At 68.9% G+C, this 12,374-nt stretch carries 11 protein-coding genes and 1 pseudogene; 3 read left to right on the plus strand and 9 right to left on the minus strand.

Translation table 11 applies throughout. From position 1 onward, the window contains the following. Nucleotides 1-64 precede the first annotated feature (64 nt). A complete protein-coding gene (locus ABT004_RS17745) occupies nt 65-1,111 on the plus strand; it encodes a LacI family DNA-binding transcriptional regulator (protein ID WP_351337437.1) in 1,047 nt (348 codons plus the stop codon). 56 nt (nt 1,112-1,167) lie between these two features. Here the strand turns inward: ABT004_RS17745 and prcA are convergent, their stop codons facing one another. From prcA to arc, 6 genes and pseudogenes are all read right to left on the minus strand, one after another. After that, a complete protein-coding gene (prcA, locus tag ABT004_RS17750) occupies nt 1,168-1,947 on the minus strand; it encodes a proteasome subunit alpha (protein WP_351337440.1) in 780 nt (259 codons plus the stop codon). 65 nt (nt 1,948-2,012) lie between these two features. Beyond that, nucleotides 2,013-2,858, minus strand: a complete 846-nt coding sequence (gene prcB / locus ABT004_RS17755) for a proteasome subunit beta (RefSeq protein ID WP_351337443.1) — start codon at nt 2,856-2,858, stop codon at nt 2,013-2,015. Then, nucleotides 2,810-3,007: pseudogene (locus tag ABT004_RS17760) on the minus strand (endonuclease VII domain-containing protein); the annotation flags it as partial. The pseudogene ABT004_RS17760 and the gene prcB, both read right to left, overlap by 49 nt. Before the next feature lie 122 nt (nt 3,008-3,129). Beyond that, complete coding sequence (locus ABT004_RS17765) at nt 3,130-3,348, minus strand: ubiquitin-like protein Pup (protein ID WP_306319237.1); 219 nt, start codon at nt 3,346-3,348, stop codon at nt 3,130-3,132. Between the two features lie 202 nt (nt 3,349-3,550). Beyond that, the gene (gene dop / locus ABT004_RS17770) at nt 3,551-5,062 is read right to left on the minus strand and encodes a depupylase/deamidase Dop (RefSeq protein WP_351337447.1); all 1,512 of its coding nucleotides are present in this window, start codon (nt 5,060-5,062) and stop codon (nt 3,551-3,553) included. 280 nt (nt 5,063-5,342) lie between these two features. Beyond that, a complete protein-coding gene (arc, locus tag ABT004_RS17775; protein ID WP_351337450.1) occupies nt 5,343-7,109 on the minus strand; it encodes a proteasome ATPase in 1,767 nt (588 codons plus the stop codon). Nucleotides 7,110-7,372: 263 nt separating this feature from the next. Between arc and ABT004_RS17780 the strand changes: the two genes are divergently transcribed. Next, nucleotides 7,373-7,687, plus strand: coding sequence for a ferredoxin (locus ABT004_RS17780; RefSeq protein WP_351337453.1), 315 nt, complete (start codon nt 7,373-7,375; stop codon nt 7,685-7,687). 85 nt (nt 7,688-7,772) lie between these two features. On the opposite strand, the gene ABT004_RS17785 is transcribed toward ABT004_RS17780, so the two are convergent. From ABT004_RS17785 to ABT004_RS17795, 3 genes are all read right to left on the minus strand, one after another. Then, the gene (locus ABT004_RS17785; RefSeq protein WP_351337456.1) at nt 7,773-8,348 is read right to left on the minus strand and encodes a hypothetical protein; all 576 of its coding nucleotides are present in this window, start codon (nt 8,346-8,348) and stop codon (nt 7,773-7,775) included. Between the two features lie 233 nt (nt 8,349-8,581). Then, nucleotides 8,582-9,487 (minus strand): tRNA (adenine-N1)-methyltransferase, encoded by a 906-nt coding sequence (locus ABT004_RS17790; protein ID WP_351337459.1) that lies wholly within the window; start codon nt 9,485-9,487, stop codon nt 8,582-8,584. Between the two features lie 47 nt (nt 9,488-9,534). Then, complete coding sequence (locus ABT004_RS17795; protein ID WP_351337462.1) at nt 9,535-11,232, minus strand: site-2 protease family protein; 1,698 nt, start codon at nt 11,230-11,232, stop codon at nt 9,535-9,537. Nucleotides 11,233-11,411: 179 nt separating this feature from the next. Between ABT004_RS17795 and ABT004_RS17800 the strand changes: the two genes are divergently transcribed. Beyond that, entirely contained in the window at nt 11,412-12,311 is a 900-nt protein-coding gene (locus ABT004_RS17800; protein WP_351337465.1) for a RecB family exonuclease, read from the plus strand. The last annotated feature ends 63 nt before the right edge of the window (nt 12,312-12,374 follow it).

The following is a 12,374-nucleotide window of genomic DNA, read 5'->3' on the forward strand; positions in this document are numbered from 1 at the left end:
GTGCCCGGCGGACAGAGCCACCCGCTAACGTCGGGAACCCCGGACGACCCCTACGGAGGCACCAGTGACCAGCGGCCCGGACGGCACCACCACCGCCCGCCCCACCAGCAGAGACGTCGCCCGCGCGGCAGGCATCTCGCAGGCCGCCGTCTCGCTCGTCATGGGCGGCAAATGGCGCGGCCGAGTCTCCGAGACCACCGCCGAACGCGTCCGCGCCGCCGCGGAGCGACTCGGCTACCGCCCCAACCTCGCGGCCCGCAACCTCCGCACCGGCCGCACCCGCACCGCCCTCCTCGTCGTCCCCGCACTCACCAACGAGTTCTTCGCCGGGGTCTACACCGGAGCGGCCCGCGTCGCGGCACAACACGACTTCGGCGTCATCCTCTACCCGTCACCCGACGGCATCGGCCCCGCGCGCGACCCCTTCCCCTCCGCCCGCGCCGCACTCGACGGCATCCTCGCCTCCTCCATGGCCGCCGACGCCCTCACCGCCCTGCGCGGCGACGACACCCCACCCATCCCCCTCGTCATGCTCGACAGCGACCCCGCGGGCAGCCCCGGCGCCACCACCGTCAACCTCGACCTCGCCGACGGCATCCGCCGGATCACCGACCACCTCATCGCCCACGGCCACCGGAACTTCCTGCACCTCGCCTCCGCCGTCCAGTCCTGGACCTTCGACGTCCGCGCCCGCGAACTCGCTGCCCGCACCGCACAGTTGCCCGACACCACCGTGCGCACCGTCCGCTCCGCCCTCACCGTCGAGGACGCCGTCGCCGCCACCGAAACAGCGCTGCGCACCTCCGGCCTCGTCGAGCCCACCGCCATCGTCTGCGACGACGACAAGCTCGCCGCCGGCGCCTACAAGGCCGCCCGCCGGATGGGCCTGCGCGTCCCCGACGACCTCTCCGTCACCGGCTTCGACGACCTCTCCCTCGCCACCGCGATCGAACCCGAACTCACCACCGTGCGCCTGCCCGCCGAAGAGGTCGGCGCCCACGGCATGCGCGCCCTGCTCGCCGTCCTCGACGAACGCGAGGCCGAAACGACCCCGCTCCCCGTCGAGTTGATCGTGCGCGGCTCCACGGGACCGGCCGCACCCCGCCCCTGACACACGGGTGCCCCGGCCGGTTCGACAACCGGCCGGGGCACACGACGCGCTACGAGCTACTTGTCCTCTGAAGGACCTGAAGGTCCGTCGTCGTCGGACACCGCCTCCGACTCGGCCTCCGTCGTCGCGGCAGCCCCCTCGGCCGTGAGCAGCCGCGACAACTGCCGCCCCACGATCCGCTTGAACTTCCGCTGCTGCGGCCGCGTCCGGTCCAGGACCGCCACCTCCAGGCGCTCCGCGGGAATCTCCCGCTCGCCCCCGTTGGTGTCCCTCGACAGCGCCGTCACGGCCAGCTTCAGGGCCTCGGACAGCGTCATGCCGTCCCGGTGCTCCTGATCCAGGTAATTGCTGATCTGCTCCGCACTGCCACCGACCGCCACCGAGCCGTGCTCGTCGACGATCGACCCGTCGTGCGGAAGCCGGTAGATCTGATCACCCTCGGCCGACTGCCCGACCTCGGCGACCACCAACTCCACCTCGTACGGCTTCTCCCCCGCGCTGGAGAAGATCGTGCCCAGCGTCTGCGCGTACACATTCGCCAGACCACGAGCCGTCACATCATCACGGTCGTATGTGTACCCCCGCAGATCCGCGTAGCGCACACCACCGATCCGAAGGTTCTCGTACTCGTTGTACTTACCGGCGGCCGCGAAACCGATCCGATCATAGATCTCGCTGAACTTGTGCAGAGCACGGGACGGGTTCTCGCCGACGAACACGATGCCATCGGCGTACTGCAGCACGACAAGGCTGCGACCGCGAGCGATGCCCTTGCGCGCGTACTCCGCGCGGTCGGCCATCGCCTGCTGGGGTGAGACATAGAACGGCGTCGACACCGGCTATCCGTCCCTTTCTGTCAGTAAAAAGTCAGTGGGGAACCAGAGGCAGAGGCGCGGTCAGCTCACAACAGGGCGGCCCGCGGGCCGTCCGGCTGCTCCAGACGCCGCTCGAGAACCGCCCGCGCGATCTCGGACGACTCATCGTCCGACAACCGCCGGAACCCGTCCTCAGTGATCACCGTGACGATCGGGAAGATACGCCGCGCCATGTCCGGACCACCCGTCGCCGAGTCGTCATCGGCCGCGTCGTACAACGCCTGCACGACCAACGTCGTCGCCTGCTCCTCCGTCAGGTCCTCGCGGTAGAGCTTCTTCATCGCCCCACGCGCGAACACCGAACCGGAGCCGGTCGCGGCATACCCGTGCTCATCACTCCGGCCACCCGTGACGTCGTACGAGAAGATCCGGCCCTTCTCGCGATCCACGTCGTAACCCGCGAACAGCGGCACAACGGCCAGCCCCTGCATGGCCATCCCGAGGTTCGACCGAATCATGGTCGACAACCGGTTCGCCTTGCCCTCCAGCGACAGCTGCGCACCCTCGACCTTCTCGAAGTGCTCCAGCTCCAACTGGAAGAGCTTCACCATCTCGACGGCCAGACCGGCGGTGCCGGCGATGCCCACGGCCGAGTACTCGTCCGCCGGGAAGACCTTCTCGATGTCGCGCTGCGCGATCACGTTCCCCATCGTGGCCCGCCGGTCACCGGCGAGTACCACGCCACCGGGGAACGCGACCGCGACGATGGTCGTGCCGTGCGGGGCCTCGATGACACCCTGCGTCGGCGGCAACTGCCGGTTGCCCGGCAGGATTTCGGGCTGGTGCTCGGACAGGAAGTCCATGAAGGACGACGATCCCGGCGTCAGGAAGGCAGCCGGTAGACGCCCGGTGCTACGAGGGTTGGCTTCCACGCGTTTCCTTCCAAGTAGGCAGCGGCCCGACGGACGGTGTCGAGGTCATCCCCCAACTTGCCGATGGCCGAATTGCAGTTGAAGCACAGTACGCCACGGACCCTACCCGTCTCGTGGCAGTGATCCACATGTACTGCCGGGGCATTCAGCTTGTGGTACCACTCGGCGTGCGGCTTGCCGGAAATACGCGGCGCCGCATTCCGCCACGCATTGCCGGCACCACACCTGGAGCCCGTGCAGACGGTCGTGTCGGCCGCGACCGACATGACCGCTATTGCCCGCCCTTCTGCACAAATGACCTCACGAAGTCCTCTGCGTTCTCCTCCAAGACGTCGTCGATTTCGTCCAAGACGGAGTCGACGTCATCGCTCAGCTTCTCCTGGCGCTCCTTGAGGTCCTCGGTCGACTGCTCGTCGACCTCCTGCTCCTCGACCTCCTCGGTGGAGCGCGTCGCCTTCTGCTGTCCGCCGCCGGTGTCCTTGGTTGCCATGTCCAGCTCACCCCGCTCGGTTCGACATCCACGCCGTGGGACGACGTGGTTCGCTCAGGTCGTTCGTGATCAGAACCCTACGCGTCGGCTCTGACATCGGCCCCGCACTTTGTGCAACGTGCGGGGCCCACCTCTGTGATTCCCCTGCCACCGACTTTTCAGCCCTGGATCGGTGATTGATCATCGGTGGATCGGGTGCCCGTCACTGGCCGGACAGCACCCGGACCAGGTCCTCGGCCGTGCGGCACCTGTCCAGGAGCTCCTTCACGTGGTTCCGCGTTCCGCGAAGGGGTTCCAGGGTTGGGACGCGCTGGAGCGAGTCCCGGCCGGGGAGGTCGAAGATGACCGAGTCCCAGGAGGCCGCCGCGACGTCGTCCGCGTACTGCTCGAGGCAGCGTCCGCGGAAGTACGCACGGGTGTCCTCCGGCGGCTTCGTACGGGCGTTCTCGACCTCGGTCTCGTCCAGGAGGCGCTTCATCTTGCCGCGCGCCTCCAGGCGGTTGTAGAGGCCCTTCTCGGCCCGTACGTCGGCGTACTGGAGGTCGAGCAGGTGCAGCTTGGCGGCGTCCCACTCGAGGTTGTCGCGGCGCCGGTAGCCCTGCATGAGCTCGAGCTTGGTGACCCAGTCGAGCTCGCCGGACAGGCTCATGGGATCCGACTCCAGGCGCCCCAGCACGTCCTCCCAGCGCGCCAGGACGTCCTTGGTCTGGTCGTCCGCGTCGGAGCCGAAGCGCTCCTCCACGTACTTCCTGGCGAGCTCGAAGTACTCCATCTGGAGTTGCACCGCGGTGAGTGTGCGGCCACTACGGAGAGTGATCAGGTGTTGGAGGGACGGGTCGTGGGAGACCTGGTGGAGGGTGCGGACGGGCTGGTCCACGGCCAGGTCGACCGCGATGAAACCGTCTTCGATCATGGACAGAACGAGTGATGTCGTGCCGAGCTTGAGGTAGGTCGAGATCTCCGACAGATTCGCGTCGCCGATGATCACGTGCAGGCGGCGGTACTTCTCCGCGTCGGAGTGCGGCTCGTCGCGGGTGTTGATGATCGGGCGCTTGAGGGTGGTCTCGAGGCCCACCTCGACCTCGAAGTAGTCGGAGCGCTGGCTGAGCTGGAAGCCGTGTTCGTGGCCGTCCTGACCGATGCCCACACGGCCGGCGCCCGTGACCACCTGGCGGGAGACGAAGAAGGGCGTCAGGTGGCGCACGATGTCCGAGAAGGGGGTCTCCCGCTTCATCAGGTAGTTCTCGTGCGTCCCGTAGGAGGCGCCCTTGTTGTCGGTGTTGTTTTTGTAGAGGTGGATGGGCTGGGCGCCGGGCAGCTGGGCCGCCCGGTCCGCGGCCTCGGCCATGATGCGCTCGCCGGCCTTGTCCCAGAGCACGGCGTCGCGGGGGTTGGTGACCTCGGGTGAGCTGTATTCGGGGTGTGCGTGGTCCACGTAGAGGCGCGCGCCGTTGGTGAGGATGACGTTGGCCAGGCCGATGTCCTCGTCGGTCAGCTGGCTCGAGTCGGCGGCCTCGCGTGCGAGGTCGAAGCCTCGCGCGTCGCGCAGCGGGTTCTCTTCCTCGAAGTCCCAGCGGGCCCTGCGGGCCCGGTGCATCGCCGCGGCGTAGGCATTGACGATCTGGGACGAGGTGAGCATGGCATTGGCGTTGGGGTGGCCGGGGACGGAGATCCCGTATTCCGTCTCGATGCCCATTACTCGCCGTACGGTCATGCGGCCCTCCTTGCCCGGCAGCGCCCTCGGTCGGGGGCGCCGCTCAAGTACCGCTGGTTCTCCGGTGCGTGTGCGGTGCCCGTCCCCGCACTGCGCGACTCGGCGGCATGGAAGAGACTAGAACGCCTTTGCGCTGGTGGGGAGATCATTTGCGTCATTGGATTCGCTCCGGCTTCGCGCGGTCGCTCGCGTGGTCGGTTCCTGTCGTGCGCCGCGGAGTGCTGCCGCAAAACAGTCGGCTGCGGGTACCCGGTTCGGGCACCCGCAGCCACCCTGTCTTTTACAGGTACTGACCGGTGTTCGCCACCGTGTCGATGGAGCGTCCGGTGTCCGCGCCCTGCTTTCCGGTGACGAGGGTGCGGATGTAGACGATCCGCTCGCCCTTCTTGCCGGAGATTCGGGCCCAGTCGTCCGGGTTGGTGGTGTTGGGCAGGTCCTCGTTCTCCTTGAACTCGTCGATGCAAGCCTGCAGGAGGTGGGAGACCCTGAGTCCCTTCTGGTTCTGTTCGAGGAAGGCCTTGATGGCCATCTTCTTGGCGCGTCCGACGATGTTTTCGATCATTGCGCCGGAGTTGAAGTCCTTGAAGTAGAGGACTTCCTTGTCGCCATTTGCGTATGTCACCTCGAGGAAGCGGTTTTCCTCGGATTCGGTGTACATGTGCTCCACGGCCGTCTGGATCATGGCGTGGACCGTGGCTGCCTTGTCGCTGCTGTGCTCCTCGACGTCGTCGATGTGCAGCGGGAGGCGTTCGGTGAGGTACTTGCCGAAGATGTCCTTGGCCGCTTCGGCGTCCGGGCGCTCGATCTTGATCTTCACGTCGAGTCGTCCGGGCCGCAGGATGGCCGGGTCGATCATGTCCTCGCGGTTGGAGGCGCCGATCACGACCACGTTCTGCAGGCCTTCGACGCCGTCGATCTCGGCGAGCAGCTGCGGGACGATGGTGTTCTCGACGTCCGAGCTGACGCCGGAGCCGCGGGTGCGGAAGAGGGATTCCATCTCGTCGAAGAAGACGATGACGGGGGTGCCCTCGCTGGCCTTCTCCCTCGCACGCTGGAAGACGAGGCGGATCTGCCGCTCGGTCTCGCCGACGTACTTGTTGAGAAGTTCGGGACCCTTGATGTTGAGGAAGTAGCTCTTGCCCTGGGCCACTCCGGTCACTTCTGCGACCTTCTTGGCCAGGGAGTTGGCTACTGCCTTGGCGATCAGGGTCTTACCGCATCCGGGGGGCCCGTACAGCAGGACGCCCTTGGGCGGCCGCAGTTCGTGCTCCCTGTAGAGGTCCGGGTAGAGGTAGGGGAGCTCGACCGCGTCGCGGATCAGTTCGATCTGGTTGCCCAGGCCGCCGATCTGCTCGTAGCCGATGTCCGGGACCTCTTCGAGGACGAGTTCCTCTACTTCGCTCTTCGGTACGACTTCGTAGACATAGCCGGATCGGGGTTCGAGCAGCAGGGCGTCGCCGGGGCGGATGGTGACGTCCAGCAACGGCTCGGCGAGCCGTACCACCCGTTCCTCGTCGGTGTGCCCGACCACGAGGGCTCGATCGCCGTCCTCGAGGATTTCCTTGAGGGTGACGATGTCGCCGACGCTCTCGAACTCCATGGCCTCGACCACGTTGAGCGCTTCGTTGAGCATGAGTTCCTGGCCGCGTCGGAGCTCTTCGAGTTCGACGCTTGGGCTCACGTTCACGCGGAGTTTGCGGCCGCCGGTGAAGATGTCGGCAGTGCCGTCCTCGTTGGCCGAGAGGAAGACTCCGAAGCCTGCCGGCGGTTGTGCGAGCCGGTCGACTTCTTCCTTGAGGGCCACGATTTGGTCGCGGGCCTCACGGAGTGTGTTGGCGAGCCGCTCGTTCTGAGCGGACACGCCGGCCAGGTTTGTCTGCAGCTCGACGATCCGCTCTTCGAGAATCCTCGTGTGCCGCGGAGAGTCGGCGAGCTTGCGCCGCAGGACGGCGATTTCCTGCTCGAGATAGGCAACCTGCCCGGCGGGGTCTTCGGACCCTCGTCCCGGGCGGATGCCGCGGTTGATGTCGTCGTCGTGGGCTGCCACGGTCCTCACCTCCTCCAAGGGGAGCTGGACGCTTCCAGACCCTACCTGGGCGGGTGTCGATTGAAACCCCTAGATCAAAAAGACGATGGGGTGTGTCCGATCTTCACCCTTGCGCTCTCCCTCACGCCAGGGGAATACCCACCCAACAACATCGGAAAGCGGCCGGTTGTAGGGTCGAAGCGTTCAACACCCGTCAGGCTTGGCCCGACTTACTCCTCTGAAGGAGGTTTTCGGGGGCCGCGACGCAGGAAAGCGCAGGAGACATGACCGTGCGGCAAGAGGCCGGATCCGACACCGGAAGCAGCGTTCCGCTGGAGGTGTGGATCGACCAGGATCTGTGCACCGGGGACGGGATCTGCGCGCAGTACGCCCCTGAGGTCTTTGAGCTGGACATCGACGGTCTGGCGTATGTGAAGAGCGCGGACGACGAGCTGTTGCAGGACGTGGGTGCGTCAACGCCCGTGCCGCTTCCGCTTCTCACGGATGTGGTGGCGTCGGCGAAGGAGTGTCCGGGCGACTGCATCCATGTGCGGCGGGTTTCGGACAGGGTCGAGGTGCACGGCCCTGACGCCGAGTAATTTTTTGCTCACTCCGCTCACTCTGCGTAGACGAACGGGCCCCGTTCGCCGGTTTTCCGGCGGGCGGGGCCCGTTGTGTGCGGTGTCAGGCGGCGCGGGCCTCGGAGGGCGTGGAGCGGACGAACGCCCCGCCCTGCCACTGCCACTTGGCCTTCTCGTGGACGTCCGGGCGGTATCGGGGCACGGAGTCCGAGGAGTAGCCGTCCAGCTCGGCGAGGACCGATCCGTCCTGTATGGCGAGCGTGGTCGCCGAGTAGTTGTCCTTGGGTGTGACGAGCGTGGCGACGACGCGGGGTTTGGCACCGGCGGGTTGGGTGACGACGTAGATGCCGCTGGGTGGTGTGCCGACGCCGGCGTCGCAGCGGACGACGGCGACCGTCTCGGGGCGTCCGTCGCCGTCCAGGTCCCCAGCGGCCTTCTGGACCACGGCGGTCTTGACGGGCCCGCAGTCGAGCGGGAAGTGCACGGCGGCGGGATCGGGCGGGGCCACGGCCGCGGGTTTGCCCGCGGGGGCCCTGTGGTCGGCCTGGGCCGCGGTGGCGGAGCCCGGCTTCAGGAAGCCGGAGACCGCGACGACGGCGGCGAGGGCGGCCGCGGTGGCCAGCCAGTGGATGGGTCGTGTGGTGGTGTGCGCCAGTTCCGGGACGGCGGATTGCTGCACGAGGAGCGTCTCCTGTGAGGGCTGTGCCGGTGGGGGTGGCCAGCATCGTGCCATACGTCACAGTGCGCGGGAACGGCGGGGTCCGTTCTTTCTTCCGGTGATATCTGGTCCTGGTGCTGCCGCTTCGTCAACGAACAAGCGCCGCCGCGGAGTTCCCGTGCGTGCGGGGGAACTCCGCGGCGGCGCTTTCGCGTTGTGCGGTTGTACGTTTCCGGTGGCTCGGCTTCGGCGGCTCAGCGGCCGCGGTTGCCGCCGTCGGCATTCGGGCCGTCGTAGTCCTCGCCGTAGGCGCCCTTGGAGGGGCGGCGGCGGCGCATGGGCGGCTCGACGCCGTCCGCGAGACGGCGGGCGGTGAGCAGGAAGCCGGTGTGGCCGATCATCCGGTGGTCGGGGCGGACGGCGAGGCCCTCCACGTGCCAGTTGCGGATCATCGACTCCCAGGAGGTCGGCTCGTTGAAGCAGCCGATCTCGCGGATGGACTCGACGGTGCGGGCGAGCTGCGTGGTGGTGGCCACGTAGCAGCACAGGATGCCGCCGGGAACGAGCGCCTTCTTGACGACGTCCAGGCACTCCCAGGGGGCCAGCATGTCGAGGATGACGCGGTCGACGTCACCGTCGGACAGGTTGTCCTGGAGGTCGCCGACGGTGAGCTGCCAGGCGGGGTGCGGTCCGCCGAAGTAGCGCTCGACGTTGCCCTTGGCGATGTCGGCGAAGTCCTCGCGGCGCTCGTAGGAGTGCAGCATGCCCTGGTCGCCGATGGCGCGCAGCAGGAAGCTGCTGAGCGAGCCGGAGCCCACGCCCGCTTCCACGACGCGCGCGCCGGGGAAGATGTCGGCGAAGGCGAGGATCTGCCCCGCGTCCTTGGGGTAGACCACGGCGGCGCCGCGGGGCATGGACAGGACGTAGTCGGGGAGCAGGGGGCGCAGCGCGAGGTAGGCGACGTTTCCGGTGGTACGGACAACGCTGCCCTCGGGTGCGCCGATCAGCTCGTCGTGCGGGAAGGAGCCCTTGTGGGTGTGGAAGCTCTTTCCCTCTTCGAGCGTGAACGTGTGATGGCGGCCCTTGGGGTCGGTCAGCTGAACCTGGTCCCCGACCGTGAAGGGCCCGCGCCTGCGGGCGGCACCGGTCGGTTCGGACATGTGAACAGCCTACCGGGCCCGGCGGGGGGCGCCGACCACGCGGCTTCTTATGAAGGGCGGGCCATGGCCTTGACGAAGGCGCGCTCCACGTCCGCCGCGGAGAGCACTCCGTAGATGGCGCCGTTCTCCTCGACCACGAGGTATTCGGTGGCGGGGGTCTCGCGGAGGGTGTCGAGGAGTTCCTCACCGGCGAGTTCGGCGGAGACGCGCATGCCGTCGGTGAGGTCCTGGGCGAGACCGCTGACGGGGACCCAGGGGCGGCGGTGTTCGGGGATGCCGACGATGGCGGCCTCGCGGACGAGGGAGTGGGGGTCGCCGTCGGCGTCGACGACGACGAGGGCGCGGGCGCCCGCGTCGTTGGCGCGGCGCAGGGCTTCGGAGAGCGGGGTTTCGCCTTCGACGGGGACGGCGCGGCGGGTGAGGGTGCGGGCGCGCAGGTCGGGGAGGTGTTCGCGCAGGCGTGCCATCCGCAGGCTGTTGCCGGCGCCGGTCCAGATGATCGCGGCGAGGATGGCGGCGAGCAGCGCGTCCATGAGGGTGTCCATGCCGCCGGCTTCTTCGGCGCCTTCGCCGAGGGCGCCGGACTGGGTGAGCAGCGGCAGGCCGATGAGGACGGTGACGGCGAGGGCGCGGCCGACCCAGGCGGCGGCGATGGTGCCGCTCATGGGCTTGCCGGTGAGCTTCCAGACGACGGCGCGGAGCATCCGGCCGCCGTCGAGGGGCAGTCCGGGCAGGAGGTTGAACGCGGCGACGATCAGGTTGGAGATCATCAGGCCCGCGAGGAGTACGCCGGGGACGGTGCCGGGTTCGACGGCTCGCATCGCCGCGTAGAAGACGCCGGAGAGGACGAGGGAGAGCAGCGGGCCCACGAAGGCGAGCACGAACTCGCGTCCTGGGGTCTCGGACTCCTTCTCGATCTCCGATACGCCGCCGAAGAACTGCAGCCGGATGCGGCGCACCGGGAGCTTGAAGCGCAGCGCGGCGACGACGTGCGCGAGTTCGTGGACGAGTACGGAGGCGTAGAAGGCGACGGCGAAGAAGAGGGAGACGAGGTAGCGGGCGGCGCCGAGTTCGGGGAGCACGCGGTCGAGCTGGCCGCCGAAGACCCAGGTGATCAGCGCGGCCACGAGGAACCAGCTGGGGGCGACGTACACCGGGACGCCGAAGGGCCGCCCCATGAGCAGTCCGCCGCGCGGTTCGGGGCGCTTGGTGGGGCCCTTGGTGGCGCCCTTCCGTTCACCGGAGGCGGCCGCGGCACGCTCGGGGTGCCGGTCATAGGGATGCGCGGGCGGCACGTCCTGCGGCTGGGGGGCGGGGCTCGTGTCCGGGTCGGAGTCGGCCGTCCGGGCGGAGTCGGCCGGCGAGGTGGAGTCGGTCTGCCGTGTGCCGGGGGCCCGCTGTGGCGCCGCGCTGTCCGGTGTCGCGGCGGGCTGGTTCGAGGCGGGCTGGCCCACGCCGACCTGGTCCGCACCCGGCCGGTCCACGTCCGGCCGGTCCGCACCCGGCCGGTCCGCACCCGGCCGGTCCGCGTCCGGCCGGTCCGCGTCCGGCCGGTCCGCGTCCGGCCGGTCCGCGTCCGGCTGGTCCGCATCAGGTCGCTGCGGCGCCTGCGGCGCTGCCGGGTCGTGTGGGTTCTGGGTCCCATTGGTTTCACGGGCTTCGGTCGCGTCCGGCTCGGCCGCGACCGGAGGCCCGGGCGACGTCGCCTCGCCGGTGCCGGGCTGCGGCCGGCCGCTCTCGTCCACGGTGATCCCTCGGTCCCCTCGTTCGAAGCGTTTCCCGCCGCCGGGCGGGACGTTCTGGCGTCGATGGTATGCGGACAGTGTCGGCGGGCCCCCGTCGACTCCCCCGCGCCACGCTACGCAAGACGCGGCCGTCCGTGCAGGTGCCTGACTGTCAGTGGGTGCCCGTATCGTCGTACGGCATGGAGACCAGCACCGATCAGGCCCCCGCGCAGGCCGTGGCCGCCCCGCCGAGGTCGCTCTCGCCCTCGCGCGCGAGCGATTTCATGCAGTGCCCGCTGCTGTACCGGTTCCGGGTGATCGACAAGCTGCCGGAGAAGCCGAGCGAGGCGGCGACGCGGGGCACGCTGGTCCATGCCGTCCTGGAGAGACTCTTCGACGCGCCCGCGGACGAGCGGACGGTGCCGCGGGCCGCCGCGCTGATCCCCGGCCAGTGGGACCGTCTGCGGGAGTCGAAGCCGGAGCTGGCCGAGCTGTTCGCCGATGCCGGCGAGGGCGAGGAGGCCGCGGGCGAGCGGATGGCGCGCTGGCTCGCCGATGTGGAGCGCCTCGTGGAGCGGTGGTTCACGCTGGAGGATCCGACGCGGCTCGAGCCCGTCGAGCGGGAGCTCTTCGTGCAGGCCGAGCTGGAGTCGGGCCTGAAGCTGCGCGGGATCATCGACCGGGTGGACGTGGCGCCGTCGGGCGAGGTGCGCATCGTCGACTACAAGACGGGCAAGGCGCCCCGCCCCCAGTACGCGGAGGGCGCGCTGTTCCAGATGAAGTTCTACGCGCTGGTGGTGTGGCGCCTGAAGGGGGTCGTGCCGCGCCGCCTTCAGCTCGTGTATCTGGGCAGTGGGGACGTGGTGACGTACGACCCGGTGCCCGCGGATCTGGAGCGCGTGGAGCGGAAGCTGCTCGCGTTGTGGGAGGCGATCCAGCAGGCGACGGAGACGGGCGACTGGCGGCCGAGGCCCACGAAGCTGTGCGGTTGGTGCGACCACCAGGCGGTGTGCCCGGAGTTCGGCGGCACTCCCCCGCCGTACCCGCTGCGGATCGTCCCGGCGGCCGAGGCCGGGGTGACGGACCTCCCGCAGGCATAGCAGGGCAGAATGGGCCGCCGGGTCTGTCCAAGGATCCCCCATCGAAGGATCAAAGGAGAGTTT

It is taken from the genome of Streptomyces sp. NPDC002790 (assembly GCF_040295505.1).
GTDB lineage: Bacteria > Actinomycetota > Actinomycetes > Streptomycetales > Streptomycetaceae > Streptomyces.

What these genes read in the sequence shown, in the direction of transcription:
- ABT004_RS17780 (WP_351337453.1), top strand. Translation starts at nt 7,373, where the DNA reads ATGACCGTGCGGCAAGAGGCCGGATCCGACACCGGAAGCAGCGTTCCG.
- ABT004_RS17765 (WP_306319237.1), bottom strand. Translation starts at nt 3,348, where the DNA reads ATGGCAACCAAGGACACCGGCGGCGGACAGCAGAAGGCGACGCGCTCC.
- dop (WP_351337447.1), bottom strand. Translation starts at nt 5,062, where the DNA reads ATGACCGTACGGCGAGTAATGGGCATCGAGACGGAATACGGGATCTCC.
- ABT004_RS17790 (WP_351337459.1), bottom strand. Translation starts at nt 9,487, where the DNA reads ATGTCCGAACCGACCGGTGCCGCCCGCAGGCGCGGGCCCTTCACGGTC.
- ABT004_RS17800 (WP_351337465.1), top strand. Translation starts at nt 11,412, where the DNA reads ATGGAGACCAGCACCGATCAGGCCCCCGCGCAGGCCGTGGCCGCCCCG.